Source organism: Rhizobium sp. GR12 (assembly GCF_036596185.1).
In the GTDB taxonomy this organism is placed as follows: domain Bacteria; phylum Pseudomonadota; class Alphaproteobacteria; order Rhizobiales; family Rhizobiaceae; genus Agrobacterium; species Agrobacterium nepotum.
This window is the reverse complement of record NZ_JASXTH010000025.1, coordinates 1-25,415: the sequence shown is the minus strand read 5'-3', so window position 1 is coordinate 25,415 and position 25,415 is coordinate 1. Positions and strand designations below refer to the sequence as shown.

The window sequence follows — 25,415 nt, the reverse complement described above, 5'->3', positions numbered from 1 at the left end:
GGTGAAAGGGGCTGATGCGAAAGCTGCGGGACGACGATGAACCTTACTCCGAGAGAAAAAGACAAGCTGCTGATTTCCATGGCCGCCATGGTGGCGCGCCGCCGGCTGGAGCGTGGCGTGAAGCTGAACTATCCCGAAGCGATTGCGCTGATTAGCGATTTCGTGGTCGAGGGTGCGCGTGACGGCCGTGCCGTGGCCGACCTGATGGAAGCCGGCGCGCATGTCATTTCCCGCGATCAGGTGATGGAAGGCATCGCCGAGATGATCCATGATGTGCAGGTGGAAGCGACGTTTCCCGATGGCACCAAGCTTGTGACCGTTCACGAACCGATACGGTAAGGGGGCAGATATGGCGCTGGAACTTCGGCCCAATTGCGAATGCTGCGACCGGGATTTGCCGCCCGCGAGCGAGGCGATGATCTGCTCGTTCGAATGCACCTTCTGCGCCGATTGTGCGACGGATGTGCTTCACGGCGCCTGCCCGAATTGCGGCGGCGAGCTGGTTCGCAGGCCCATCCGCCCCTTGGCCAAGCTTGTCAACAATCCGGCATCGACGAAGCGGGTCCTGAAGGCCGAAGGCTGCACGGCAGTCACGGCCGCTTGAGAGAGATAAAGGGGAGCACCATGAAACCAGGCGAAATCATTGCCGCAGAAGGCACCATCGAACTCAACGCCGGCCAGCCTACGGTGACGATCGAGGTGGCCAATACCGGCGACCGGCCGGTTCAGGTGGGCAGCCACTACCATTTCTTCGAGACCAATGCGGGTCTGGTCTTCGACCGCGACAAGGTTCGCGGCATGCGTCTCGATATTCCGGCGGGAACTGCGGTTCGTTTCGAGCCCGGCCAGAAGCGGGAAGTGACGCTGGTGCCGCTTGCCGGCAAGCGCGAGGTTTACGGTTTTCGTCAACAGATCATGGGGAAGCTCTGACATGGCCACGGCGCATTATCATGGAAGCTGCCAGTGCGGCGACGTCAGCTTCGAGGTCGATGCCGATCTCGACCAGACGATCGTCTGCAATTGCTCGCGCTGCAAGCGCCTCGGCTCGACGCTTGCCTTTGCGCCGCGTGACAAGTTCACCCTGCTTTCCGGCGAGGACAAGTTGACGGAATATCTGTTCAACAAACACCACATCCGTCATCTCTTCTGCTCCACCTGCGGCATTGAAAGTTTTGCCTATGCCGATGGGCCGGACGGAACGCCGATGGTGGCGGTGAATGCCAATTGTCTCGATGGTGTCGATCCGCGTGCGCTGAAGCCGCAGGCTTTCGATGGCGCGGCTGCCTGAGCGATGGCTGTGACTGTGCAAAAACTCCATGCCGCAGCGGCGCTGCTGTTTCTGGCCGTTGGCCCAGCGCTTGCCGACGATGCGCCCGATTGCACATCGCCGCAAACCCAGACCGATATGACCGAGTGCGCCGGCGAGGATTACGAAAAGGCCGACAGGCAACTGAACGCCGAGTACCAGAAGGTTCGCAAGCAGCTTGCCGAGCGTGACAGAAGCGCGGAGGAGAGCGACAAGGGCGCAACCGACGCATTGATTGCCGCCCAGCGTGCTTGGGTGGCGTTTCGTGATGCCAATTGCGATGCCTTCGGCTTTCAGGCGCGCGGCGGCACGATGGAGCCGATGCTGGTTTCCTCCTGCCTTGCCGATATGAGCAGTAAACGCGCCGACGAATTGCGCCAGCTTTCGGAAGGTTTCTGACCGGCATGGGGCGACGGATCACGATTGTCGGAAACGGGGAACTGCCGCAGGGCGTGGCGGATCTTATCGACCTTTCCGACGTCGTCATCCGCTTCAACGATTGCCGTTCGCTGGGCGTTGGCGGCAGCCGCACGGATGTGGTGGCCGTCTGCAATACCGGGCGGCCCGGCCGCGAGATGAGCGAAGGGACCGAATGGCGTGAGAGTGACGGGGTGCGGCAGGCTTCCGCCATCTGGTCGGTTCGCGACCCGGCGAAGTTTGCCGAAATGGAGCCGGATATTCGCGCGCACTGGCCCGAACTGACCGATTTCTGCGCCGATTATACGCCCCGTTTCGCCGCGATCGCCGAGGAAACCGGCAAGAGCCACATCGTCATTCCGCGCGGCGTGCATGAGCGGCTGGACCGCGCGTTGCAGGCCTATGCGCCGGCCCCTTACGTCTGCCCGAGCACCGGACTTTTGGCGATTGCCCATGTTCTCGAAAGCCTGAGCGGCGATGATGACGAGGTGGCGATTACCGGTTTTGGTCATTACGGCTGGAACGGCCATCCGTTTGCCGCCGAAAAACAACTGGTCGAGGCCCTCACACACGAGGGCAGACTGACACGAATTTCTCCCACATCGATTTTCTCCGCGTCCGAAGGAGCCTGAACCCATGCCTTACAAGATTTCCCGCGCCGCCTATGCCGGCATGTTCGGCCCGACCGTTGGCGACAAGGTGCGCCTTGCCGATACCGAACTCTTCATCGAGATCGAGAAGGACTACACGACCTATGGCGAGGAGGTGAAATTCGGTGGTGGCAAGGTCATTCGCGACGGCATGGGCCAGAGCCAGGCGACACGTGCCGAGGGCGCTGTCGATACCGTCATCACCAATGTGGTGATCGTCGACCACAGCGGTATCTACAAGGCGGATGTCGGCCTGAAGAACGGGCGCATCCACGCCATCGGCAAGGCGGGCAACCCCGATACGCAGCCGGGCGTGACGATCATCGTCGGCCCCTCGACGGAGGCAATCGCCGGCGAAGGCAAGATCCTGACGGCCGGCGGCATGGATGCGCATATTCACTTCATCTGCCCGCAGCAGATCGAGGAAGCGCTGATGAGCGGCGTCACCTGCATGCTGGGCGGCGGTTCCGGCCCGGCGCATGGCACGCTCGCCACCACCTGCACCGGTGCCTGGCACATTGAGCGGATGATCGAGAGTTTCGATGGATTTCCGATGAATCTGGCGCTGGCCGGCAAGGGCAATGCCTCGCTGCCAGCACCTCTGGAAGAGATGATCCTTGCCGGCGCCTCCTCGCTGAAATTGCATGAGGACTGGGGCACGACACCCGCCGCTATCGACAATTGCCTGACGGTGGCCGACGAATATGACGTGCAGGTGATGATCCACACCGATACGCTGAACGAGAGCGGCTTCGTGGAAGACACGATTGCCGCCATCAAGGGCCGCACCATCCATGCCTTCCATACCGAAGGGGCGGGCGGCGGCCATGCGCCTGATATCATCAAGGTCTGCGGCAATCCGAACGTCATTCCGTCTTCCACCAACCCGACGCGGCCTTACACCATCAATACGCTGGCCGAACATCTGGATATGCTGATGGTGTGCCACCATCTGTCGTCGTCCATTCCCGAAGACATCGCCTTTGCCGAAAGCCGCATCCGCAAGGAAACCATCGCAGCGGAGGATATTCTCCACGATATCGGCGCGTTTTCGATCATTTCCTCCGACAGTCAGGCCATGGGCCGTGTCGGCGAAGTGGCGATCCGCACCTGGCAGACGGCCGACAAGATGAAGCGCCAGCGCGGTCGCCTGAAGGAAGAGACCGGCGAAAACGACAATTTCCGCGTCCGCCGTTACATCGCCAAATATACCATCAACCCTGCCATCGCCCAGGGCGTCAGCCACGAGATCGGCTCGATCGAAGTCGGCAAGCGCGCCGATCTGGTGCTGTGGAACCCGGCCTTTTTCGGCGTGAAGCCCGAAATGGTGCTGCTCGGCGGCTCCATCGCGGCGGCGCCGATGGGCGATCCGAATGCGTCCATTCCGACTCCGCAGCCGATGCACTACCGGCCGATGTTTGCCGCCCATGGCAAGCTGCGCACCAATTCCTCCGTTACGTTCGTCAGTCAGGCGTCGCTGGATGCCGGCCTTGCAGGGCGTCTCGGCGTTGCCAAGAAGCTTTTGGCGGTGAAGAACGTGCGCGGCGGCATTTCCAAGGCGTCGATGATCCACAATTCGCTCACTCCGCATATTGAGGTCGATCCGGAAACCTACGAGGTGCGCGCCGATGGCGAGCTTCTGACCTGCGAACCGGCGACGGTATTGCCGATGGCGCAGCGTTATTTCCTGTTTTAACGGCGTTTCGTGTTGAGATTTATCACAAGGTGGATCGGCGGTGGCCTGCTGCTGATCGTCCTGCTTCTGGTGCTCGGCACCGTCGTGCCGCGTCCCTTTTTCTCTGACGATGCAAGTGGAGGCGCGGGGGATCGCGAAATCCTGCTGTTATCCAACCCGATCCACACCGATATCGCCCTGCCGGTCGATGACGGTCTGCGGCAGACCTTTTCCGAATTGCAGGAGGGCGGTATCGCGGTCAACCATCCCGCCGCTGCCTATCTGGTGTTCGGCTGGGGTGGCCGGTCCTTTTATACTGAGACGCCCACCTGGGCCGACCTGAAACCCATGCCTGTCCTGCGCTCGCTAACGCTGGACCGGTCGGTGATACATGTGGACGTGACGGCCGGCTTTCCCGCCGACCTTGCCGGGGCAAAACGCCTTCGCATTTCGGAAGCCGGTTATCAGCGCCTTATGGCCGGCATTCGCGCGAGCTTCCTGCGGGAGAACGGCAAGGTCCAGCTGATGCAGGGCGTTTCCTACAGCCTGACGGATGCGTTTTTCGAGGCGAATAGTTGGTTCAATGCGCTCGCCGGCTGCAACACATGGTCGGCCGCCATGCTGCGCGAGGCCGGCATTCGCACCGGCTGGTGGACACCATTGCCGCCACTGCTGCGATGGTCCGTCGATCTGCATAATTGATCTTTTGCCGATGCGACGTTTCGCTCATTTGACCTCCGGCAATCCCATTTTTATGCTGCACCGCAACGCATCTTGCGCTATGGAAGCGCCAAAAGAATTCCGTGCGGAGCGATCCCAAGCAATCCGTGCGAAACGCTGGAAAATTGACGACAGATCAGGAGACAAGACATGCTCGGCAAAAAAGTGCCCGCCGTTACATTTCGCACCCGTGTTCGTGATGAGGCCGTTGGCGGCCCGAACCCCTTCCGTTGGCAGGACATGACCTCCGACGATTATTTCAAGGGCAGACGAGTCGTTCTCTTCTCGCTGCCCGGCGCTTTCACGCCGACCTGCTCGACCTTCCAGCTTCCCGATTTCGAAAAGCTTGCGGGCGAATTCCGCGCGCTCGGCGTCGATGAAATCTATTGCCTGTCGGTCAACGATGCCTTCGTGATGAATGCCTGGGCAAAGGGCCAGAATCTCGAAAACGTCAAGGTCATTCCTGACGGTTCGGGCGAGTTCACCCGCAAGATGGGCATGCTGGTCGCCAAGGACAATCTCGGTTTCGGCATGCGCTCCTGGCGTTACGCCGCTGTCATCAACGACGGTCTGGTGGAGCAGTGGTTCGAGGAAGAGGGCTATTGCGACAATAGCGATACCGACCCTTACGGCGTTTCCTCGCCGCAGAACATTCTGGAACACCTCAAGAGCCGCGCTGCGGCCTGATTGCGGATTTGCGAAGACCCGGCGATGATGCCGGGTCCGTCTTGGTTGGTGAGGACTGAAAACCTCTCCTCCGTCATGCTCGGGCCTGTCCCGAGCATCTGCAACCGATTGATTTCATTGAACGGTGATAGATCCTCGGGACAAGCCCGAGGATGACGTCGCGTTCGAAGGGACGCTCGTAAACAGGGCGCATCCCGCCCGGCACCCTTTCGGTTTTTTCATGTTCCGTGGCGTATCCCATTCGTCTTGAAATCACGCCTTGAAATCGGGCCGCCTATCCGTCAACAATCGAAACCCCAAGACTGTTTCTGAAACGGATCATCCCATGCTGCGCGTCACCTCCTATCACCCCGCCGGAACTCCAGCCGACGAACCTTCCGGTCATGTCACCCTGGCACATGACCAGCGGCATCTGCGTCGCAAGCTGCTGCATTTGCAGAATGACGAGATGGTGATGCTGGATTTGAAGGAAGCCGTGCTTTTTGCCCATGGCGATCTTCTGGTGGTGGAGAACGGTGATCTGGTGGAGGTTCGCGCGGCGGATGAAAAGCTGTTCGAAATCAAGGCGAAAGACCGCCTTCACCTGATCGAGCTGGCCTGGCATCTGGGCAACCGGCATCTTTCCGCGCAGATCGAGGAGGAGCGTATTCTCATCCTGCGTGACCACGTCATCCGCGCCATGCTGGAAGGTCTCGGCGCAACCGTGCGCGATGTCGAGGAACCTTTCCAGCCGGCGCGCGGTGCTTACCACGCCCATGGCGGCCATTCCCACGGGCACGATCATGGCCACAATCACGACCACGGCTGAGGCATGAGCGAAGATCGCGGCGTTGCCGCGATTAAATGCCATGAAAGGGGAGGAGATGCCAACTAATCTGCCAAGCAATTCTGCGGCTGAGACAGCGCTGAACACGAGGGCGCTCCTGCGCTTGATGGCGTGGCTGTCACCTGCCTTTCCAATTGGGGGATTCGTGTGGTCAGGCGGTTTGGAGAGGGCGGTCGCGGACGGGCTGATAAAAGACGCGGCGGATTTGGAGTCTTGGCTGGAAACGTTGCTCGGCCACGGTTCGCTATGGAACGATGCGGTACTGTTCGCTGAGGCCTGGCGGCAGGCAGGAGAAAGCTGCGGCCTTCACGACGTGGCAGCGCTTGGCTTGGCTCTTGCTGGATCGGCGGAACGCCACACGGAGACCTCCTCGTTGGCAAAGGCTTTCTGTGCTGCAGCGTCAGCCTGGCCAACTCCGGTTCTTCAGCGCCTTCCCGCAGACGCGCCATTTCCCATTGCCGTTGCCGCAGTTGCATCGGGCCATGATGTGCCGCTGGTTCAGGCGCTTGCCGCCTATTTGCACGCGGCTGTGTCGCAGGCTGTCTCGGCGAGCATCAGGCTAGGTGTAACGGGCCAGAGAGACGCCGTGGCAATCATTGCATCTCTTGAAACGCAAGTAGAAGATATCTCCCGGCGCGCAGCGGAAACGACACTCGACGATCTGGGCACCGCAACTGTGCAGGCGGAAATCGCCTCGCTCCGGCACGAAACGTTGCATGTCAGGCTGTTCCGTTCCTGAGCGGTTGGGCGGCGTCTGGCTAATCGAGGGAGGCGGCCACCTCACCCATTATAGTCCACAATAGTGTCGCCGACCGATCCCAGGAATACTTCTTGGCCTGATCGTTGCCCTTTTCTATCAGTTCAGCTCGTAATGTTTCATCTAGGCAAACCCGATGGATGGCGTCGGCGATCGAAGGGACTGAAAAGGGATCGACAAGAACAGCTGCATCCCCTGCTACCATGGGCATTGAAGTGACATTGGAGGTCACAACGGGGACGCCAGCAGCCATACCTTCGATGATCGGGAGACCGAAGCCCTCTGCCAGGGAGACATAAGCTATCATGTGGGCGCCCTGATAGAGTTCGGGCATGTCGTTCGCGGCATATTCGCCCAGAAAATGCACGAAAGATGTGAGGCCCGCATTCCGGATTTGGGTTTCGAAATGCGCTGTCATGGATGTCGTCAGAACAAGGTGGATGTCTTGTTCCCAAACCCTGGAAACCGAATAGGCTTCAATCAACCGCTCAAGATTCTTGTACTTGCGTGCATTGCCGGGATACAGAATGTATCTGTAGCCCAATCGCACCCGAACGGCTGGGGCGACTTTGAAGAAAGCGTCGTCGACTCCGTTCGGAACGACGAACACTTTCCGCTCCGGCATCTGCGACCATTGCAGGAATTCCTGCTTTACGAAGTCAGAAACACAGATCACCGCGGCGCAGCGACGATACAGACGACGAAGTATTACGGTAAAGTACACTCTGTGGAAAACAGTATAGTGTCGAAGATGAGTTAAATCATGTATCACGACTACTGATTTCCTGCATCCCAGCAGTGGGGGGACGAATCCGGGATTCCAGAACAGCTTTGTGTTCTTTCCATGGGTTTTTAAAGAAATATACAAAAGCAACGGGCCGAAAATACTGCCGATCCGCCCGGAAACCGGCAAGGCGACGATCTCGAAAGGCTCCGGCATTCGTTTGGTCATTTCATTTTGAACTCGGCCGATACCGGTTGTATCTGGCCAGCGTGTATCTGCAGCAACGCGGATTTTACAATTCATGTTTATCTCAAAAGTAAATTTCTAAATTATCGCCGTAATTTGAATATTTAATGCGATAATTTCAGATGTATATTTAAAAATGAGAATTTCAATATTAAATATCTTAGTATTATATACGAATATATTAATATAATTCAATTGTGTGCTTTATATATTGATTTATTTATTCATGCTAATATTTATTTGGCAGCGTTGAAGTGCAAGTGATGAAGGGATAGAAAATCTGGGCGTCCCTGATCCTGTTGGGGTTTTCTCGTTGCACGCGGTCGTTGGGGTGATATTGTCTGTTTTCCAGAATATTGAAGAAAACAGAATGGAGAAATCAGGCATGAAATCGGGTAATGGTCCGCTGCGTGTCGGCATTGGCGGGCCGGTCGGTTCCGGCAAGACTGCGCTGACGGAAAAGCTCTGCAAGGCGATGAGCGCCGATTATTCCGTCGCCGTCGTCACCAACGATATCTATACCAAGGAGGATGCGGAGGCGCTGGTGCGCATGCAGGCGCTGCCCTCCGAGCGTATCGTCGGCGTCGAGACGGGTGGATGTCCGCATACCGCCATCCGTGAGGATGCGACGATCAATCTGCAGGCGATTGCCGGTCTCAATGCGCGGTTTCCCGATCTCGACGTGGTCTTCATCGAATCCGGCGGTGACAATCTCGCGGCGACCTTCTCGCCCGATCTTGCCGATATCACCATCTATGTGATTTCCGTCTGCCAGGGCGAGGAAATTCCGCGCAAGGGCGGGCCGGGCATCACCCGCTCGGACCTGCTTGTCATCAACAAGAAAGACCTTGCTCCTTACGTCGACGCCGATCTGACGGTGATGGACAGCGACGCGACCCGGATGCGCAAGGCCATGCCCTTCGTCTTTACCGATATGAAGCGCGGCGAGGGTGTCGATCGCATCGTCGGCTTTTTGAAAGAGCAGGGCGGTCTCTGAGATACGGCCCCGCCTCGCCGTTTCGATCCCTTTGACGTTACCGGCCTCGTCGATGTGTCTACAAGGCACCGGCGGCCATCTGATCCAGCGGCAAAGCGAGGCGTTCCGTCTCGTGCTGCAACCGGCCTGATGATGGCTTCGATGGGAAAAGATTATTTCAGCGCGAATGAGTCCGCGCTGCATGCGCCGAGAGAATTGGGGTTATATTTGTGCCAGTCCTTGATGCTGAGCATGCCGACGCGAATGGCGCCTGCACCAAGGGTATCGCTTGAATCCTTGACCGTGACCCAACGGACCGGCTGATCACAAAAGCCGTTCTTGCCCTTGTTCAGCGAAAAAAACGTATCGGCGTTCAGCACCTGATAGACGTCGCCGCCGAACTCCGTATCGCCGCTGTTTTTCCAGGTATCGGAATACTGAAGCTTCATTTCCCCCTTTAACAGGGAAAAATGTGCGGAAGTGCGGCTGAGTTTCATTGTTTCTCCGAGCGTTGCCGAAGTCCCGTTCGACACGGCCACATAGGTGCGCGGGCTGTTCGTCGGCATGGCTTTCACACTCGATTGGGCTACAGCACTATGCGCCATGAACGCACTCAGCGAAGCTGCGGCAAACAGGCCTGTCAAATGTCGGTAGCGTGTCATGGACGTCCCTCTTCAACGTTGCGGCTGCATATTTTTTGCAATGCTATTATAGCGGGCGGCCGGGTAAAGCGGAATGGGCAACCAATTCAATGCTTAAGATAGTCTTGTAATCTGATGTGAGGGCAGTCTCGCCAGACCTCTGCTGCGGCGCCCTGCGGAAGGGTGGCGACGGCACGCTTCTCGACAGCCTGCTAGATCCGCTTCAGCGCCGCGACATCGTTGACCTGTACGATGCGGCCGCGCACGGAGACGCCCACCTTCTTCAAGGTCGAGAACGCGCGCGACAGGGCTTCCGGCGCAAGGCCGAGCTTGCCGGCGAGCAGGCTTTTCTGGAAGGGCAGTCGCAGCGAAAAGGATGTGGCGTCACGCGGACCCTCATTGATGAGATAATGGGCGACGCGCTGCGGCGCGGTTTGCAGCCGGTCGTTGGCGATACAATCCAAGGTTCCGAGCAGGCTGTTGGAGAGGCAGCGCATGACGGCCCTGGCGATTGCCGGCTCCTGATCGATGAGGTTTCGGATTCGTGTCAGATCGAAACGCGCAAGCGTGCAGTTCTCCGCCACCTGCGCATTGTAACGATAGCTGTCGGTGCCGAAGATCAGGTATTCGTTGAAGCTATCGCCCGGACCGCTGACACGCACATCCGCCTCGCGCCCGTGCCTGTCCAGCCGGTAAAGCCGCACATAACCCGAAAGCACGCAGTAGAAATATTGCGCTGCCTCGCCTTCCTTGAAGAGCACATGACGGGCATTGAGACTGGTGACTGTCGCCGCCTCCATCAGCTTCAGCGCCGCCGCGTCATCGGCAATCCCTATCAGGGGTGCGCGCAAAAGAATGTTCCTGTCCCTGTTGCTCAGCTTCACGGTCTTGTTCACGTCCATCCGGCTCCCGCCCAAACCTTTTGCCGGGTTGTCCGAAGCGATGTGAAACCGGGGATGTTCCTTTTCCCGCGCGCCTATCTGAAAAGAACTCATCGCATTATCCTTCGACCGGCAATTCCCGATGCGAGGGAGATTAGCAGTCGGGTCGAAAAGCGAATTGATTTCGATCAAATGGGTTTTGGCTTGTTACGTCGGAGTGTGGAAATGCGGAGAAATATGGAGCGAGCGTGAGCCGCTTGTTCTTCTCCCCGCCGGGGAGAAGGTCGCGGCAGCGGGATGAGGGGGCGAGGGTGCGGTTCATCACTGGCGTTGCCCCCTCTTCTGACCCTTCGGGCCATCTTCTCCCCCGCGGGGAGAAGAAATATGCGGCGACGTTACGCATTTCTAACCCGTCAGAAAAAGAAACGCCGGGCAGAAGGCCCGGCGTTGTAACTTTCACTCAGCCGCGAGTGGCGGTAGCCGCAGGATGTTGCTGCCCTTGTCGCCGGATTTTTCACCGGAGCCCTTTTCCATGCTGGCGACACGCGCCTCCAGCGAGGAGAGCGCCAGGCTGTTTTCGCGGGCGATGTCGGAGAGTTTCTCGTTGGAGAGGGACTCTTCCTCCTCTTCCTTCTTGCCGACGAAGCGGCCGAAGAGGTGAGCGAGCAGGCGCGACAGGTCGTCCATGATCAGGAAGAAGGCCGGGACCACGATCAGGGACAGCACCGTCGAGACGATGATGCCGCCGATCACCGCGATCGCCATCGGCGCGCGGAAGGAGCCGCCTTCGCCGACGCCGAGTGCGGAGGGCAACATGCCCGCCGACATGGCGATGGAGGTCATAATGATCGGGCGGGCGCGCTTGCGGCCGGCCTCGACCATGGCATGCACCCGTTCCATGCCGTGCCGGCGCATCTCGATGGCGAAGTCCACCAGCAGGATGGCGTTTTTCGTCACGATGCCCATCAGCATCAGGATGCCGATGAGAACGGGCATGGAAAGCGCGTTCTGCGTGATGATGAGCGCCACGGCCACGCCGCCGATGGCGAGCGGCAGCGAGAACAGGATGGTGAAGGGCTGGATGACATCCTTGAACAGAAGGATGAGCACCACCAGCACCAGCAACAGGCCGAGCAGCATGGCGTTGACGAAGCCCTGCTGCATTTCGCCCTGCACCTTGGCGTCGCCGCTTTCGGCAAGGCGAACGCTGGCCGGCAGATCGGTTTCCGAAACGATCCGCTTGAACTCGGCCGTCGAGGTATCGAGCGCCGTGCCGAAGGGTACGTCGGAGCCGATGGAGACGACGCGGTTGCGGTCGTTGCGCTTGATCGAGCTTGGACCTTCCGAATAGTCGATATCGGCAACGCTGTAGAGCGGCACCAGCGAGCCGGAGGCGGTCTTGATCTTCAGCGCGCGGATGGTGGCGAGATCGCGTCGGGCATCGATGGATGCCTGCACGCGGATCGGGATCTGCCGGTCATCCAGCGAAATCTTCGTCAGCTGTGCGTCGATATCGCCAATGGTGGCGACACGCACGGTCTGCGAGATCTGCTGCGGCGTGATGCCGAGGCGGGCGATTTCATCCTTGCGCGGGCGGATCTGCAGTTCGGGACGGGGAAGCGCGCCTTCCGAGCTGACATTGGCGAGGATGGGCGAAGCGCGCAGGCGGCTTTCAAGCATACCGACGGCGTCGTTCAGATCCTTTTCGTTCGACGACAGGAAGTTGAAGCTCAGTTCGCGTTCCGCACGGTCGTTCAGCTTGATGATGCGCACATCCGGAATGCCACGAACCTGTGCGAAAATATCCCGCTCCACATCCCATTGCGGACGTGTACGGCCCTTTTCCTCCACCTTCGGAAGATATTCGCCGATGAGCGGAATAGATCCGAGACCCTTGTTGACGAGCATCTTCAGCAGCGAATGGTCGATATGCTCAAGAATGACGTTGACCGTTGCGCGGCGAAGCTCCAGATCGCCCTTCGGCGATGCGCCGCCGAGGATGAAGACGCTTTCCACACCGTTGATATCGCGGATCGCCTGGTTGATCGCGGTCGTTGTCCGGTCGGTTTCGTCCAGCGTCGCATTGGGCGGCAGTTCCACCGAAAGCGTCACGCGCGAGGCGTCGTCCGGCGGCAGGAAGCTGCCCGGCACCTGGGCGAGAAGCATGACGGAAGCGACGAGGAAGCCGATGGCGCCGACCAGCGTCAGATAACGCGCCCACCACTTGCGGGTGGTGGCGGAAACCATGCGGGTATAGGCTTTCATCAGCCAGCCGTCATTGTCGGCGTGGTCGTCCATCGCGTCTTCGGCGCGCATCAGATAGGCCGCCATCAGGGGTGTGATGAGGCGGGCCACCGCGAGCGAGAAGAACACCGAGAAGGCGACGGTGAGGCCGAACTGGATGAAGTACTGGCCGGGAATGCCGGGCATGAACGAGACAGGCACGAAGACGGCGATGATGGTGAAGCTGGTGGCGATGACGGCGAGGCCGATTTCGTCGGCGGCCTCCAGCGAGGCGCGATACGGCGTCTTGCCCATCTTGATATGGCGGGCGATGTTCTCGATTTCCACGATGGCGTCGTCCACGAGAATACCCGTGGCGAGCGTCAATGCCAGGAAGCTGACGAGATTGAGCGAGAAGCCCATCAGATCCATGATCCAGAAGGTCGGGATCGCGGAGAGCGGCAGGGCGACGGCGGCAATCAGGGTCGCGCGCCAGTTTCTGAGGAAGAGCAGAACCACGATGACGGCAAGGATCGCGCCTTCGATCAGCGTATCGAGCGCCGCCTTGTAGTTGCCATAGGTGAAATAGACGGCGTCATCGACCATCTCAATCGATACGTCAGGATGGTCCTTGCGGACCTGATCGAGGCTTTCCGCCACGGTTTCGGCGACCGAAACCTCGCTTGCGCCCTTGGAGCGGAACACCGCGAAGGTGACGGCGGGGTTGCCGTTGAACCGCGAGAAGGACTTCTGCTCCTCATAGGTGTCAGTGACCGTGCCGAGTTCGGAAAGCTTCACGAAGCGGCCGTTGGAGAGCGCGATGGTGGTGTTGGCAAGCTGGGTGACGTCGCGGGTGTCGCCTAGCGTGCGGATTGTCTGCTCGTTGCCGCCGACCTGGCCGCGGCCGGAGCCGAGATCGATATTCGTGCCGCGCAGCTGGCTGTTCACCTCGGTGGCGGTGATGCCGTAGGCATCGAGTTTCTGGGGGCTGAGCGAAACGCGCACCTCGCGGTCCGCGCCGCCGTAGCGGTCGATCTTGCCGATGCCTGACTTGCCCTGCAATGCGCGCTTGATGGTGTCATCCACGAACCAGGACAGTTCTTCCAGCGTCATGTTCGGTGAGGAGACGGCGAAGGTCTGGATCGCCTGGCCTTCCACGTCGATCTTGCTGACGATGGGCTCCTCGATATCGGCCGGCAGGTCGCTGCGGATCTTGTCGATCGCGTCCTTGGTGTCCTGAACCGCCTCTTCCGTCGGCTTTTCGATGCGGAAGATCACGGTCGTGGTCGACTGGCCGTCAACCACGGAGGACTGGATTTCGTCGACGCCACTGATGGCGGCGACGGCGTCCTCGATTTCCTTCGTCACCTGCATCTCCAGCTCGGAGGGCGAAGCGCCGCTCTGGGTCACGGTGACGGCAACGACGGGAACGTCGATATTCGGAAAACGGGTGATCGGCAGGGCGTTGAAGGCCTGTATGCCGAGGAACATCAAAAGCGCGAAGCCGAGCAGCGGCGCAATCGGGTTACGGATTGACCATGCGGAGAAGTTCATTTCATTCCCTCAGTCAGTTGGACGCAGCCGTCTGGGCTTCCACCGGTCTTATCCGGTCACCATCACGCACGAACGCTCCAGCTTTCTCGACAACCTTGTCACCAGCGGCAAGCCCGCTGACGATCTCGATGAAACCGCTGTCTTCGATGCCGGTCTCGATCTTCACCTGCTTGACGATGTCGCCTTCCACCCTGCGGGTGGTCGAGCCTTCACGCCCGGCAGTAACGGCCGAAAGCGGCAGGGCAAGCGCATTCGTCTCTTCGACGATGATTTCCGCGCTGGCATACATGCCGGACCGCGCGGGGCCATCGCCGGGCAGGATCACATGCACGGAACCGAGGCGCGTCGACGGATCGACGGTGGGCGAAACGAGGCGCACCGTGCCCTCTATTTTTCTGGCTCCGCCCGCGACCGTCAAATAGGCTTTCTGGCCGGGCTTGACCTTCATGATATCGGTCTCGGAAAGATCGGCGATCAGTTCGATCGCGCCGTCCTTGATGACGGTGAAAAGCGGGTTGCCGGCGCCGCTGGCAATGGCGCCCACCTTGGCATTCTTGGCCGATACGATGCCAGCGACCGGGGTTTTCACCCCCGTGCGCGTCAGCTTCAGATCGATGTCTTCGATCTGTGCATCGACGACCTTGATGTCGGCCTCACCGGCGGTAACTGTCTGTTTGGCCGCGTCGAGGCGGGCCTGCGCAACCTGGGCGGCGGCTTCGGTCTTTTCCGTCTCGGAAACCGAACCGGAGCCGCTCTGGCCGAGTTTGGCGGCGCGGTCGCGCTGGCGAAGGGCGTCGGCCAGATTGGCCTGCGCCTCCAGCACCTGCGCCTTCGTCTGGGTGACGGAGGCCTCGGCCTTGGCCCTGTTGGCCTCAAGCTGGCTTTTTTCCAGGAGAAGACTGTCGGAAGAGAGCACGGCCAGAACCGCATTGGCCTCCACCCTGTCGCCGATATCGACATTCAGCTTGTCGATCGACAGGCCGTCGACCAGCGGCTGGACATAGATCTCGTCCACCGGCCGGATCGTGCCCGTCGCGATGATGCGATCGACAAGGTCCCGTTTCGTGGCGTGCGCCACGATGATGGAGGGCAGGTTCTGCTGTTTGACCGGCGCCTGTGCTTCTCCCTCGGCCATAGCCGAAAAGGGCAGGGCCGTTGCGGAAAGAAGAAGGAAAACAAAGCGGTTAAACGTAAATCTATGCTGCATGTGTCTTGGCTCGCGCAATATTCATTGGCATGTCCTGCAGCCCGTAGGCGTATATTAGAAGGTCATGCGGCAACGAATGTGAAACAAGGGATCACAATACTTCCTTCTCGATCCTCCCGATTCAAACGCCCCTCAACGCGAATCTTAAGCACCTTTGCCCAGTGCTTTTTTACAAGATCAAATTCGGTAGTCTTGTTGGCGGGGACTCTAATTGTTGTTGTCGTACAAATCAATCCGCATAGCCGCGAGGGTTGGTATACATTTTTGTATATGCTGGGATATTGCAATTCATGAAACGGGGTACCAATGAAAAAAGAAACGCGCGGGCAGCGCCGCGCGTTCCATAGTTTCGAATTTGTTTGGCGCTTGATTTCTATTTCAGCGCCGCATCGGTGATTTCGGTGGTGTAGGCGCCGGAAGGCTCCTTGGTGATAACCGGATCGGAACCGCCGCCGAGCAGCGTCTTGACGGTGCGCTCATAATCCGCCTTGTCCAGCGCGCCTTTCGAGCCGGCCGTCAGCTTGGCGACCTCGCCCATCATGCGCTTCTGGTGCTTTTCGGTCTGGGCGCCCGAGGCGTCGTTTTCGAGAACGATACCGGCGGCATCGTCAGGGTTTTCTTCCGCCCATTTCCAGCCCTTCATGGAAGCGCGGACGAATTTGACCATGTCTTCCTTGAATTTGGCGTCCTTCAGCTTGTCTTCCAGAACGTAAAGCCCGTCCTCCAGCGTCGCCACGCCTTCGTCCTCATATTTGAAGGTGACGAGTTCTTCCGGCTTGATGCCGGCGTCGAGGACCTGTCCGTATTCATTGTAGGTCATGGTGGAAATGCAGGCGGCCTGTTTCTGCAGCAGTGGATCGACGTTGAAACCCTGCTTGAGAACCGTGACGCCATCCGCGCCGCCGGTGGTCGGAATTTTCAGGTGCGCCATCCACGACAGGAATGGATATTCGTTGCCGAAGAACCATACGCCGAGTGTCTTGCCCTTGAAATCGTCCGGTTTGGTGATGCCGGTTTCCTTGAGGCAGGTCAGCATCATGCCGGAGGATTTGAACGGCTGGGCGATATTGACGAGCGGAACGCCCTTTTCGCGGGTGGCGAGCGCCGAGGGCAGCCAGTCGACGATCACATCCGCACCGCCGCCGGCCAGAACCTGCGCAGGCGCGATATCCGGCCCGCCGGGCTTGATGTCGACGTCTAGGCCTTCGGCTTCATAAAAGCCCTTGTCCTTGGCGACGTAATAACCGGCGAACTGCGCCTGGGTCACCCATTTCAGCTGCAGGGTAATCTTGTCGGCGGCCTGAGCCCCAAATGCGGTCAGAAGTGACGCGCCGGCAAGAAGCATGGAGGCAAGTTTCATTTTCATCGCTGTTCCCTTTTTCGTTATTTACGTTCGTCCCCCACGGACGGACGGATGCCAGAAGGTGACGGCCCGCTCGATGAGCGCCACCAGACCATAAAAGCCGGAGCCTGCGAGCGCCGCTACAGCGATTTCGGCCCAGACCATATCGACATTGCTGCGGCCCATTTCCGCCGAGATGCGGAAACCCATGCCGACGATGGGCGTGCCGAAGAATTCCGCGACGATGGCGCCGATCAGCGCCAGTGTGGAATTGATCTTCAGCGCGTTGAAGATGAAGGGCCAGGCGGCCGGAAGGCGCAGTTTCAGCAATGTCTGCCCCCAGCCGGCGGCATAGGTTTGCATCAGGTCGCGCTCCATGTGGCTGGAAGCGGCAAGCCCCTGCACCGTGTTCACCAGCATCGGGAAGAAGGTCATGATGACGACGACGGCCACTTTCGACTGCCAGTCGAAGCCGAACCACATGACCATGATCGGCGCGATGCCGACGACAGGCAAAGCGGAGACGAAATTGCCGATGGGCAGAAGCCCGCGCTGGAGGAAGGGCGAACGGTCGATGAGGATGGCGACAACGAAACCGAGGCCGCAGCCGAGCACATAACCCGTCAGCACCGCCTTGATGAATGTCTGGCGGAAATCCGCCCACAGGATCGGCAGCGATGTGAGAAGACGCGCAAGAATGGCGCTCGGGGCAGGCAGCAGAATGGGCGGGACGGAGAAGCCGCGCACCACGCCTTCCCATAGCGCGATAATGGCAAGTCCGAAAAGAAGCGGCACCGCCAAGCGGCTCATACGCTTTACCGCCTGTGATGCGAAGGTGTGGCGCACCAGCCATTCGTTGAAGGCCCAGGCGGCGAGCCAGAACAGGATCGCGCCGATAAACCAGACGGGGTGGGTCATGGCCGGGCTCCCATTCTTTTGAGGACGGCGGCGTGGGCGATGCCGATGAGCGACACCAGAATGGCCGCCACACCAGCGGCCATGAACAGCGCCGCCCATATCTGCACCGTCTGGCCGTAATAGGAGCCGGAGAGCAGGCGCGCGCCGAGACCGGCAACCGCTCCTGTCGGCAATTCGCCGACGATTGCGCCGACCAGCGCAATCGCGATGGCGATCTTCAGCGAGGTGAAGAGATAGGGCAGGGCCGACGGCCAGCGCAGCTTCCAGAAGATCTGGGCCGGTGAGGCATTATAGGTGTGCATCAGGTCCAGCTGGATGGTTTCGGGACTTCTAAGGCCCTTCACCATGCCGACGACGATCGGGAAGAAGGAGAGATAGGTGGAGATCAGCGCCTTGGGCAACAGCCCGGAAATGCCGATGGAGTTCAACACGACGATGATCATCGGCGCGACGGCGAGGATCGGGATCGTCTGGCTGGCAATGATCCACGGCATGACCGAGCGGTCCATGGCGCGGTTATGCACGATGGCCATGGCAAGCAGGATGCCGAGCACCGCACCGATGGCAAAACCGAGCAGCGTGGCCGAGAGCGTGACGCCGGCGTGATAAACGAGGCTGCGCTTGGAGGTGATCGCCTTGTTGACGGTGGTGTCCCACAGTTCGGCGGCGATCTGGTGCGGGGCGGGGAGAACCGGGCGCTCCTGCGCGAAGGTTTGCGGCAGGAGTTCCATGAAGCTCGGCGTTTGACCGGCACGGTTTGCCTGATCGCGGGCGAAGGGCATGTTGAGATAGACGACGGCGAGGTGCCAGATGATGAGGATGGCGAGGAGGATTGTGAGGATGGGGAGGATGCGGTGGCGGATGAGGGTCATGGGATTGCCCTCGGTGGATGGGAGGTATCGCCAATCCGTGGGTGGGGCTTACCCCCCTCTGTCCTGCCGGACATCTCCCCCACAAGGGGGGAGATCGATCTGAGGCAAAGTTGCGCCCATCTCGAAGTGTGAGATTGAAGTGGCGGTAGCGCGTCTTGCCGCCTTCTCCCCGAGGGGGAGAAGGTCGCGGCAGCGGGATGAGGGGGCAAGGGTAGAGATGTAAGGAGAACGCGCCCCCTCATCCGACCCTTCGGGCCACCTTCTCCCCGGCGGGGAGAAGAAATGCGCGGCAACCTCTCGCAATATGAGCCAACGCCGGAAAAGACATCACCCCTCATAGCTATGCCCCGCCTTCAACCCCTCACGCACACGATGCGCAATCGCCAGAAATTCCGGCGTCTCGCGAATCTCAAGCGGCCTTTCCCTCGGCAGCGTGGACGTGATGATATCCGTCACCCGGCCGGGCCGTGGCGACATCACGACAATCTTGGTCGAGAGATAGACGGCTTCCGGGATGGAATGGGTGACGAAGCAGATGGTCTTGCCGGTGGTATCCCAGAGTTTCAGCAGCTGCTCGTTCAGATGGTCGCGGACGATCTCGTCCAGCGCGCCGAAGGGCTCGTCCATCAGCAGCAGGTCGGCATCGAAAGCGAGCGCACGGGCGATGGAGGCGCGCTGCTGCATGCCGCCGGAAAGCTGCCAGGGATATTTCTTGCTGAAACCGCTGAGATTGACGAGATCGAGGGTGCGTTCGATGCGCTCGCGCTGTTCGGCCTTCGTATAGCCCATGATTTCAAGCGGCAGCGCAATGTTCTTTTCGATGGTCCGCCAGGGATAAAGGGCGGCGGCCTGAAAGACGTAACCGTAGGAGCGGTCCTTGCGGGCGTTTTCCGGTGTCGTGCCGTTGACGGTGATGTCTCCGGATGTGTGCTTTTCGAGATCGGCGATGACCCGGAGGAAGGTCGTCTTGCCGCAGCCGGAAGGACCGATGAAGGAAACGAAATCGCCCTTGCCGACCTCCAGATCGACATTGGAAAGCGCGTGCACCGGGCCATCGCCGGTTTCGAATGTGAGGCCGAGATTTCTGGCGGAAACGACGGAATAGGACGAGGCTTGGTTCATCGTGGCTTGTTTCCACTTTCCGTCAGGGCTGCGCGTGCCAGCGGCAGCATACGGGTTTCCGTGAGTTTGGCGATCGGCAGATTGGAGGCGGCATCCAGATCGAGCCAGCGCACCTCCTCTATTTCCGCCTGCGGGGCAACGTCGGTATTCAGCTGGGCGACGAAGGCATGGGCGACGACTTCCGCGCCCGTCTCATTGGCGGCTTCTTCACGAAAGACGCCCTCATATCGCGCGGCATTTTCGGGAAGCGTCAGGCCGATTTCCTCGGCAAGCTCCCGGTGCAGCGCCTGTTCCGGCGTTTCGCCCGGATCGATCTTGCCGCCCGGCTGCATGAATTGCGTGGTGCCGCGCTTGCGCACGACAAGCATTTGCCGCCGCGCATTCAAGAGAACGGCCGCTGCGATGACGATTTCGCGTTTCGGATTGGTGCTCACGGTCATACACCCGATGCCGGAATGCCGCTGCGCTCCACCTTGCGCGGCGCGACGAGTTCCTTCCATGTGGAAAGCGCTTTGCTGACCGCAGGATAGGGATCACGGGCGACGAACTGGCCGTGGCCTTCCTGCGTCTTGACGGTGTTTTCCTCGATGCTGACAACGCCGCGCGACAGGGTGAAGCGCGGCAGGCCCTTGACCTTCTGCCCTTCGAACACGTTGTAATCGATGGCAGATTGCTGGTTGGCCGCGCTGACGGTCTTTTCCCGCGCCGGGTCCCAGACGACGATATCGGCATCGCTGCCGACGAGGATCGCGCCTTTTTTCGGGTAGATATTGAGGATCTTGGCGATGTTGGTGGAGGTGACGGCGACGAACTCGTTCATCGTCAGGCGACCGGTTGCCACGCCATGGGTCCAGAGCAGCGGCATGCGATCTTCCAGCCCGCCGGTGCCGTTCGGTATCCTGCGGAAATCACCGAGGCCGAAGCGTTTCTGCTCGGTGGTGAAGGCGCAATGGTCGGTCGCCACGCATTGCAGCGAGCCGGAGGCGAGGCCCGCCCACAGGCTGTCCTGATGCTGCCGGCTGCGGAAGGGCGGCGACATGACCCGGCGGGCGGCATGATCCCAGTCGGCATTGGCATATTCGCTTTCGTCGAGGATCAGGTGCTGGATCAGCGGTTCGCCGTAAACGCGCATGCCGTTCTGTCTGGCTCGGCGGATGGCTTCATGCGCCTGCTCGCAGGATGTGTGGACCACATAAAGCGGCGCGCCTGCCATATCGGCGATGATAATGGCGCGGTTGGTCGCTTCGCCTTCGACGGAGGGAGGCCGGGAATAGGCATGTGCTTCCGGGCCAACATTACCTTCCGCCATCAGCTTTTCCTGCATCTGCGCGACGATATCGCCGTTTTCCGCATGTACGAAGGGAATGGCGCCAAGTTCGGCGCAGCGCGAGAAGGAGGCGAACATCTCGTCATCATTCACCATCAGCGCCCCCTTATAGGCCATGAAGTGCTTGAAGGAGTTGATGCCCTTTTCCTGAACCACCGTCTTCATTTCGTTGAAGACCTGCTCGCCCCACCAGGTAACGGCCATGTGGAAGGAATAATCGCAATTGGCGCGCGACGCCTTGTTGTCCCATCTTTGCAGGGCATCGAGAAGCGACTGGCCGGGCTCGGGCAGGCAGAAATCCACCACCATGGTCGTGCCGCCGGCAAGCGCCGCCCGCGTGCCGCTCTCGAAATCATCGGCGGAATAGGTGCCCATGAAAGGCATTTCCAGATGTACATGCGGATCGATGCCACCCGGCATGACGTAACATCCCGTCGCATCGAGGACGGTGCCGCCGGTCAGATCGGGTCCGATCCCGGTGATCCTGCCACCTTCGATTTTCACGTCGGCCCGGTAGGTCAGGTCGGCGGTGACAATGGTGCCGTTCTTGATGATGGTGGCGGTCATTGTTGTGTGTTCCCGGTGGCAAGGGCAGGCGAATAGCGGTCGGGGTGATCGGGCAGGAAAGTTTCGGCGTTTAGGACGGCCAAGATGGTATTGAGTGTGGAGGAGAGTTCTTCGAAAATCTCATGATTCCAGAACCGCAAAACCGCATAGCCCTGTGTGTTTAGCCAGAGCGTCCGTCGCCGATCGTGTGCGGAAGAGGCGTGCTGCGATCCATCCAGTTCGACGATCAGCATTTTTTTGCGGCAGACGAAATCCGCTATGTATGGACCAAGTGGAACTTGCCGGCTGAATTTAAAGCCGTTGAGGCCTCGGTTTTTCAGTTCGTACCAGAGGCGGTATTCTGCATCCGTTTCATCGCGCCGGAGTTTTCGGGCGCGCGTGGTTTTGCCGGGATGGCGTTTCGATGCCTTTTTACCGGTGTGATCGGCCATAAGCCTTGCCCCCTCATCCAGCCCTTCGGGCCACCTTCTCCCCGGCGGGGAGAAGAAACGGGCCGCACCGTCGCAGATTTTTACGACGTGGTTGAGAGAGGCGAAAACATTGCCGCGTGTTTCTTCTCCCCGCCGGGGAGAAGGTGGCCCGAAGGGCCGGATGAGGGGGCTTGGCCTCGTGGGTACGATCATTCCACGATCTCCGCAGTCTCCAGCACCGCATGCAGCAGCACGTCGCAGCCGGCGGCGGCCCATTCCTGGGAGATGTCCTCAGCCTCGTTATGCGAGAGCCCGTCGACGCAGGGGCAGAAGATCATTGTGGAGGGGGCGACTTTTGCCGTCCAGCAGGCATCGTGGCCCGCGCCGGAGATGATGTCCATGTGGCTGTAGCCGAGCTTTTCGGCCGCCGCGCGCACGCGGCCGACCAGAACCGGATCGAAGGTGACGGGATCGAAGTGGCCGATGGCTTCGATGGTGCAACCCACGCCGAGTTCTTCGGCGATAACAGGCACTTCACGTTCGAAAATCGCGCGCATGCTGTCGAGTTTCGCCTGCGAGGGGGTTCTGAGGTCGATGGTGAAAACCACCTTGCCGGGCAGCACGTTGCGGGAATTGGGCGTGAAGATCATCTGGCCGACGCCGGCGACTGCGCCCGGCTGGTGGGCCATCGCCACTTCCTGCACCTTTTCGAGGATGCGGGCGCTAGCGAGGCCGGCATTGACGCGCATGGCCATCGGCGTCGAGCCGGTATGTGCCTCCTTGCCGGTCAGCGTCACTTCCAGCCACCACAGGCCCTGGCCATGGGTAACGACGCCGATCTGCTTGCCTTCCGCCTCCAGAATCGGCCCCTGTTCGATGTGATATTCGAAATAGGCGTGCATTTTTCGCGCGCCGACCTCTTCCTCGCCCAGCCAGCCGATACGCTTAAGTTCGTCGCCATAGGTCTTGCCGTCGGTATCGGTGCGGCTATAGGCGTAATCGAGATCGTGGATGCCGGCGAAGACGCCCGAGGCCAGCATGGCCGGGGCAAAGCGTGCGCCTTCCTCATTGGACCAGTTGGTGACGGTGATCGGGTGTTTGGTTCTGATGTTGAGGTCGTTCAGGCTGCGCACCACTTCCAGCCCGGCGAGCACGCCAAGCACGCCGTCGAATTTGCCGCCGGTCGGTTGGGTGTCGAGGTGGCTGCCTATATAGACCGGCAGCGCGTCCGGGTCCTCACCGGGGCGGGTGGCGAACATCGTGCCCATCCGGTCGACGCCGAGCGTCAGGCCCGCGGCCTCGCACCATGTCTTGAACAGGTTGCGGCCTTCGGCATCCTCATCCGTCAATGTGCGGCGATTATTGCCGCCGGCGATGCCGGGGCCGATCTTCGCCATGTCCATCAGACTATCCCAGAGACGGTCGCCATTGACCGTCAAGTTTTTACCCGCCGCCATGAAGTGTCGTCCTCACCCTGTTTTGTTTTTTATCGAAGCAAAGCTTGTGCCGTTCCTGTTTTTGCCGGTTAAGATAACAGCCATTGCCTTGTAATGGCGATGGGGGATAAATTGACCGGCTGGTAAACATTGCAAATTCGTGGTGACGTCAGCAAGAGATATTCGTGACGAATCGCACTAATTTTGCCTAAACTGTACGCGTCGATTATTTTTTAAGCATACTGTAACGGCAATTGCACCGAAAAGAAACAGAGAGCGCAGATGGCCACACCGCGAGCAGCGAAAACACAGAAGCGGACCCGTATTCAGGAAGAAAAGCAGGAAGCGATTCTCGAGGCCGCGCTCAATGTATTTTCCGTCAACGGCTTTCGCGGCTCCACCATCGACCAGATTGCCGAGGCGGCCGGCATGTCGAAACCGAATGTGCTTTATTATTTCCGCACCAAGGAGGCGATGCATCGCGCGCTGATCGAGCGGGTGCTGGATACCTGGCTCGATCCGCTACGGGCTTTCGATGCGAATGGTAACCCCGAGAGCGAGATCCGCTCCTATATTCGCCGCAAGCTGGAAATGTCGCGTGATTTTCCGCGCGAGAGCCGCCTGTTCGCCAATGAAATCCTGCAGGGCGCCCCGCATATCGAGGACGAGCTGAAGGGGCCGCTGAAGCAACTGGTGGATGAAAAGGCGGAGGTGATCCGCGCCTGGGTCAAGGCCGGGCGGATCGCCAAATGCGACCCCTATCACCTGATTTTCTCGATCTGGTCGACCACGCAGCATTATGCGGATTTCGACGTGCAGGTGCGGGCGGTGCTGGGCGACAAGAATGGCGGCGAGGGCCGTTTCGAGGATGCGGCCCGGCATCTGGAGCAGCTTTTCATGGGCGGATTGCGCATAAGCAGCTGAGGGATACGGTTCTCGCGACGATGCGATCGATTCTTTATGTCAAAACATGAGGAAAATTATCATCTTTATACTTTACTCTAAAACTCATCTTTACTATGGTGCCGTCATCCTGATCGACAGGGCCGCTTGAAGGCCCCGAATGTCGGGCATTGAAAAAGACAACCGACAGGTGAGTGAATGGCACGCAAGGAAAAGAAGAAGGCCGAACGCAGCGGCAAGCAGGGCAAAGTGGCGGCGCCAGCTGCAAAGGACGTAGCCAAACAGCCGCTTTCCGGGCCGAAAAGCTTTCTTTACGTCGGCGGCCGTGACTGTCAGGTTGCGCATCTTCGCCAGATAGCGACCAATTTCGGTGCCGAGCTTATCCACCACGACGGTGGATTGCGCGAGGCGGTCTCACGCATCGATACCGTTCTTCCCTCCGTCGACTGCGTTTTTTGCCCGATCGACTGTATCAGCCACGATGCGTGTCTGCGGGTGAAGTCCGGTTGCAAGAAATTCGGCAAGACGTTCATTCCGCTGCGCAATGGCAGCAAATCCAGTCTGGAGCGGGCGCTGCAGACGATGAATGAACGGACCTCGAACGATGAGCGACGAGCGCAATAATTTCTACGATGCAGCACCTGCTACGGCTGAGGCCTGCCGCGTGGAACTGCACAAGATGGCCGAACAGGCCGCCGATCCGGCCTTGACGGAAATGTATGAAATCGTGGGCGAACGCGAGCGGCGCAACCGCGCCGCTGCACATGGCGGCAATGTCGTGACATTTCCCCACCTGCGCACCCGCCAGCCGGGCGAAGCGCCGTCCTTCGAGATTGGCGATGCGGCTGAGAAGGGCCGTAATATTCTGCCGTTTCGCTGGAGGCGGGGTTAGGGTTGAATCCTCTCCTCCGTCATCCTCGGGCTTGACCCACTACTGTCCGGTTTAAATCCGCTCCCAGTTGAACTGCATCTGGCGGAGGTCTTTTGTTGTTTCGGGCGGTGGTTTTGCGAGTTGGTCGGTTCTTCTG

The 25,415-nt window shown here is 59.6% G+C and carries 28 protein-coding genes; 15 read left to right on the top strand and 13 right to left on the bottom strand.

The window, feature by feature from the left end; translation table 11 throughout:
- The first annotated feature begins 36 nt into the window (after positions 1–36).
- From QSK43_RS26485 to QSK43_RS26435, 11 genes are all read left to right on the top strand, one after another.
- A complete protein-coding gene (locus QSK43_RS26485) occupies positions 37–339 on the top strand; it encodes an urease subunit gamma (RefSeq protein WP_045023521.1) in 303 nt (100 codons plus the stop codon).
- A 10-nt stretch (positions 340–349) separates the two neighbouring features.
- Entirely contained in the window at positions 350–604 is a 255-nt protein-coding gene (locus QSK43_RS26480) for a DUF1272 domain-containing protein (RefSeq protein WP_332305953.1), read from the top strand.
- Positions 605–624: 20 nt separating this feature from the next.
- Positions 625–930 carry an urease subunit beta gene (locus tag QSK43_RS26475; protein ID WP_045023523.1) on the top strand — a complete coding sequence of 102 codons (306 nt, stop codon included), beginning with the start codon at positions 625–627 and terminating at the stop codon, positions 928–930.
- A 1-nt stretch (position 931) separates the two neighbouring features.
- Positions 932–1,288, top strand: a complete 357-nt coding sequence (locus QSK43_RS26470) for a GFA family protein (RefSeq protein WP_332305952.1) — start codon at positions 932–934, stop codon at positions 1,286–1,288.
- A 3-nt stretch (positions 1,289–1,291) separates the two neighbouring features.
- Positions 1,292–1,705, top strand: a complete 414-nt coding sequence (locus QSK43_RS26465) for a lysozyme inhibitor LprI family protein (protein ID WP_332305951.1) — start codon at positions 1,292–1,294, stop codon at positions 1,703–1,705.
- A 5-nt stretch (positions 1,706–1,710) separates the two neighbouring features.
- Entirely contained in the window at positions 1,711–2,355 is a 645-nt protein-coding gene (locus QSK43_RS26460; RefSeq protein ID WP_332305950.1) for a Urease operon accessory protein, read from the top strand.
- Between the two features lie 4 nt (positions 2,356–2,359).
- Entirely contained in the window at positions 2,360–4,069 is a 1,710-nt protein-coding gene (ureC, locus tag QSK43_RS26455; RefSeq protein WP_332305949.1) for an urease subunit alpha, read from the top strand.
- A 9-nt stretch (positions 4,070–4,078) separates the two neighbouring features.
- A complete protein-coding gene (locus QSK43_RS26450) occupies positions 4,079–4,750 on the top strand; it encodes a TIGR02117 family protein (RefSeq protein ID WP_332305948.1) in 672 nt (223 codons plus the stop codon).
- Between the two features lie 168 nt (positions 4,751–4,918).
- A complete protein-coding gene (locus tag QSK43_RS26445) occupies positions 4,919–5,455 on the top strand; it encodes a peroxiredoxin (protein WP_045023530.1) in 537 nt (178 codons plus the stop codon).
- A gap of 325 nt (positions 5,456–5,780) precedes the next feature.
- Positions 5,781–6,263, top strand: coding sequence for an urease accessory protein UreE (gene ureE, locus QSK43_RS26440; RefSeq protein ID WP_332305947.1), 483 nt, complete (start codon positions 5,781–5,783; stop codon positions 6,261–6,263).
- 55 nt (positions 6,264–6,318) lie between these two features.
- Positions 6,319–7,020: an urease accessory protein UreF gene (locus tag QSK43_RS26435; protein WP_332305946.1), complete on the top strand. Its 702-nt coding sequence runs from the start codon at positions 6,319–6,321 to the stop codon at positions 7,018–7,020.
- 19 nt (positions 7,021–7,039) lie between these two features.
- On the opposite strand, the gene QSK43_RS26430 is transcribed toward QSK43_RS26435, so the two are convergent.
- Positions 7,040–8,065 (bottom strand): glycosyltransferase family 4 protein, encoded by a 1,026-nt coding sequence (locus tag QSK43_RS26430; RefSeq protein ID WP_332305945.1) that lies wholly within the window; start codon positions 8,063–8,065, stop codon positions 7,040–7,042.
- A gap of 328 nt (positions 8,066–8,393) precedes the next feature.
- Between QSK43_RS26430 and ureG the strand changes: the two genes are divergently transcribed.
- Positions 8,394–9,005: an urease accessory protein UreG gene (ureG, locus tag QSK43_RS26425; RefSeq protein WP_045023535.1), complete on the top strand. Its 612-nt coding sequence runs from the start codon at positions 8,394–8,396 to the stop codon at positions 9,003–9,005.
- Between the two features lie 152 nt (positions 9,006–9,157).
- Here the strand turns inward: ureG and QSK43_RS26420 are convergent, their stop codons facing one another.
- The 12 genes from QSK43_RS26420 to QSK43_RS26365 form a co-directional block, all read right to left on the bottom strand.
- Positions 9,158–9,481: a hypothetical protein gene (locus QSK43_RS26420; protein WP_332305944.1), complete on the bottom strand. Its 324-nt coding sequence runs from the start codon at positions 9,479–9,481 to the stop codon at positions 9,158–9,160.
- A gap of 356 nt (positions 9,482–9,837) precedes the next feature.
- Entirely contained in the window at positions 9,838–10,527 is a 690-nt protein-coding gene (locus QSK43_RS26415; protein WP_332305960.1) for a Crp/Fnr family transcriptional regulator, read from the bottom strand.
- 435 nt (positions 10,528–10,962) lie between these two features.
- Positions 10,963–14,283 (bottom strand): efflux RND transporter permease subunit, encoded by a 3,321-nt coding sequence (locus QSK43_RS26410; protein ID WP_332305943.1) that lies wholly within the window; start codon positions 14,281–14,283, stop codon positions 10,963–10,965.
- A 13-nt stretch (positions 14,284–14,296) separates the two neighbouring features.
- Positions 14,297–15,490 (bottom strand): efflux RND transporter periplasmic adaptor subunit, encoded by a 1,194-nt coding sequence (locus QSK43_RS26405; RefSeq protein WP_332305942.1) that lies wholly within the window; start codon positions 15,488–15,490, stop codon positions 14,297–14,299.
- A 373-nt stretch (positions 15,491–15,863) separates the two neighbouring features.
- A complete protein-coding gene (locus QSK43_RS26400; RefSeq protein ID WP_332305941.1) occupies positions 15,864–16,856 on the bottom strand; it encodes an ABC transporter substrate-binding protein in 993 nt (330 codons plus the stop codon).
- A gap of 21 nt (positions 16,857–16,877) precedes the next feature.
- A complete protein-coding gene (locus QSK43_RS26395) occupies positions 16,878–17,750 on the bottom strand; it encodes an ABC transporter permease (RefSeq protein ID WP_332305940.1) in 873 nt (290 codons plus the stop codon).
- Positions 17,747–18,622, bottom strand: coding sequence for an ABC transporter permease (locus QSK43_RS26390; protein ID WP_332305939.1), 876 nt, complete (start codon positions 18,620–18,622; stop codon positions 17,747–17,749). Before QSK43_RS26390 ends, QSK43_RS26395 begins: the two co-directional genes overlap by 4 nt.
- Before the next feature lie 327 nt (positions 18,623–18,949).
- Complete coding sequence (locus QSK43_RS26385) at positions 18,950–19,744, bottom strand: ABC transporter ATP-binding protein (protein ID WP_332305938.1); 795 nt, start codon at positions 19,742–19,744, stop codon at positions 18,950–18,952.
- A complete protein-coding gene (locus tag QSK43_RS26380; RefSeq protein WP_332305937.1) occupies positions 19,741–20,184 on the bottom strand; it encodes an NUDIX hydrolase in 444 nt (147 codons plus the stop codon). The genes QSK43_RS26385 and QSK43_RS26380 overlap by 4 nt, the downstream gene beginning before the upstream one ends.
- Positions 20,181–21,638, bottom strand: a complete 1,458-nt coding sequence (gene hydA / locus QSK43_RS26375) for a dihydropyrimidinase (protein WP_332305936.1) — start codon at positions 21,636–21,638, stop codon at positions 20,181–20,183. The genes QSK43_RS26380 and hydA overlap by 4 nt, the downstream gene beginning before the upstream one ends.
- Complete coding sequence (locus tag QSK43_RS26370) at positions 21,635–22,069, bottom strand: endonuclease domain-containing protein (RefSeq protein ID WP_332305935.1); 435 nt, start codon at positions 22,067–22,069, stop codon at positions 21,635–21,637. The genes hydA and QSK43_RS26370 overlap by 4 nt, the downstream gene beginning before the upstream one ends.
- 188 nt (positions 22,070–22,257) lie before the next feature.
- A complete protein-coding gene (locus QSK43_RS26365; protein ID WP_332305934.1) occupies positions 22,258–23,505 on the bottom strand; it encodes a Zn-dependent hydrolase in 1,248 nt (415 codons plus the stop codon).
- Between the two features lie 261 nt (positions 23,506–23,766).
- Between QSK43_RS26365 and rutR the strand changes: the two genes are divergently transcribed.
- From rutR to QSK43_RS26350, 3 genes are all read left to right on the top strand, one after another.
- Entirely contained in the window at positions 23,767–24,408 is a 642-nt protein-coding gene (gene rutR / locus QSK43_RS26360) for an HTH-type transcriptional regulator RutR (RefSeq protein ID WP_332305933.1), read from the top strand.
- Positions 24,409–24,585: 177 nt separating this feature from the next.
- Positions 24,586–25,011, top strand: a complete 426-nt coding sequence (locus QSK43_RS26355; protein ID WP_332305932.1) for a DUF2325 domain-containing protein — start codon at positions 24,586–24,588, stop codon at positions 25,009–25,011.
- Positions 24,992–25,279, top strand: coding sequence for a hypothetical protein (locus QSK43_RS26350; protein ID WP_332305931.1), 288 nt, complete (start codon positions 24,992–24,994; stop codon positions 25,277–25,279). Before QSK43_RS26355 ends, QSK43_RS26350 begins: the two co-directional genes overlap by 20 nt.
- Positions 25,280–25,415: the final 136 nt, after the last annotated feature.

Coding starts and splice junctions, on each gene's coding strand:
- QSK43_RS26460 (WP_332305950.1), top strand. CDS start 1,711: ATGGGGCGACGGATCACGATTGTCGGAAACGGGGAACTGCCGCAGGGC.
- QSK43_RS26365 (WP_332305934.1), bottom strand. CDS start 23,505: ATGGCGGCGGGTAAAAACTTGACGGTCAATGGCGACCGTCTCTGGGAT.
- QSK43_RS26430 (WP_332305945.1), bottom strand. CDS start 8,065: ATGAATTGTAAAATCCGCGTTGCTGCAGATACACGCTGGCCAGATACA.
- QSK43_RS26410 (WP_332305943.1), bottom strand. CDS start 14,283: ATGAACTTCTCCGCATGGTCAATCCGTAACCCGATTGCGCCGCTGCTC.
- QSK43_RS26385 (WP_332305938.1), bottom strand. CDS start 19,744: ATGAACCAAGCCTCGTCCTATTCCGTCGTTTCCGCCAGAAATCTCGGC.
- QSK43_RS26465 (WP_332305951.1), top strand. CDS start 1,292: ATGGCTGTGACTGTGCAAAAACTCCATGCCGCAGCGGCGCTGCTGTTT.
- QSK43_RS26480 (WP_332305953.1), top strand. CDS start 350: ATGGCGCTGGAACTTCGGCCCAATTGCGAATGCTGCGACCGGGATTTG.
- QSK43_RS26390 (WP_332305939.1), bottom strand. CDS start 18,622: ATGACCCTCATCCGCCACCGCATCCTCCCCATCCTCACAATCCTCCTC.
- QSK43_RS26435 (WP_332305946.1), top strand. CDS start 6,319: ATGCCAACTAATCTGCCAAGCAATTCTGCGGCTGAGACAGCGCTGAAC.
- rutR (WP_332305933.1), top strand. CDS start 23,767: ATGGCCACACCGCGAGCAGCGAAAACACAGAAGCGGACCCGTATTCAG.
- QSK43_RS26445 (WP_045023530.1), top strand. CDS start 4,919: ATGCTCGGCAAAAAAGTGCCCGCCGTTACATTTCGCACCCGTGTTCGT.
- QSK43_RS26415 (WP_332305960.1), bottom strand. CDS start 10,527: ATGGACGTGAACAAGACCGTGAAGCTGAGCAACAGGGACAGGAACATT.
- QSK43_RS26405 (WP_332305942.1), bottom strand. CDS start 15,490: ATGCAGCATAGATTTACGTTTAACCGCTTTGTTTTCCTTCTTCTTTCC.
- hydA (WP_332305936.1), bottom strand. CDS start 21,638: ATGACCGCCACCATCATCAAGAACGGCACCATTGTCACCGCCGACCTG.
- QSK43_RS26350 (WP_332305931.1), top strand. CDS start 24,992: ATGAGCGACGAGCGCAATAATTTCTACGATGCAGCACCTGCTACGGCT.
- ureG (WP_045023535.1), top strand. CDS start 8,394: ATGAAATCGGGTAATGGTCCGCTGCGTGTCGGCATTGGCGGGCCGGTC.
- ureC (WP_332305949.1), top strand. CDS start 2,360: ATGCCTTACAAGATTTCCCGCGCCGCCTATGCCGGCATGTTCGGCCCG.
- QSK43_RS26420 (WP_332305944.1), bottom strand. CDS start 9,481: ATGAAACTCAGCCGCACTTCCGCACATTTTTCCCTGTTAAAGGGGGAA.
- QSK43_RS26370 (WP_332305935.1), bottom strand. CDS start 22,069: ATGGCCGATCACACCGGTAAAAAGGCATCGAAACGCCATCCCGGCAAA.
- QSK43_RS26355 (WP_332305932.1), top strand. CDS start 24,586: ATGGCACGCAAGGAAAAGAAGAAGGCCGAACGCAGCGGCAAGCAGGGC.
- ureE (WP_332305947.1), top strand. CDS start 5,781: ATGCTGCGCGTCACCTCCTATCACCCCGCCGGAACTCCAGCCGACGAA.
- QSK43_RS26485 (WP_045023521.1), top strand. CDS start 37: ATGAACCTTACTCCGAGAGAAAAAGACAAGCTGCTGATTTCCATGGCC.
- QSK43_RS26470 (WP_332305952.1), top strand. CDS start 932: ATGGCCACGGCGCATTATCATGGAAGCTGCCAGTGCGGCGACGTCAGC.
- QSK43_RS26475 (WP_045023523.1), top strand. CDS start 625: ATGAAACCAGGCGAAATCATTGCCGCAGAAGGCACCATCGAACTCAAC.
- QSK43_RS26400 (WP_332305941.1), bottom strand. CDS start 16,856: ATGAAAATGAAACTTGCCTCCATGCTTCTTGCCGGCGCGTCACTTCTG.
- QSK43_RS26395 (WP_332305940.1), bottom strand. CDS start 17,750: ATGACCCACCCCGTCTGGTTTATCGGCGCGATCCTGTTCTGGCTCGCC.
- QSK43_RS26380 (WP_332305937.1), bottom strand. CDS start 20,184: ATGACCGTGAGCACCAATCCGAAACGCGAAATCGTCATCGCAGCGGCC.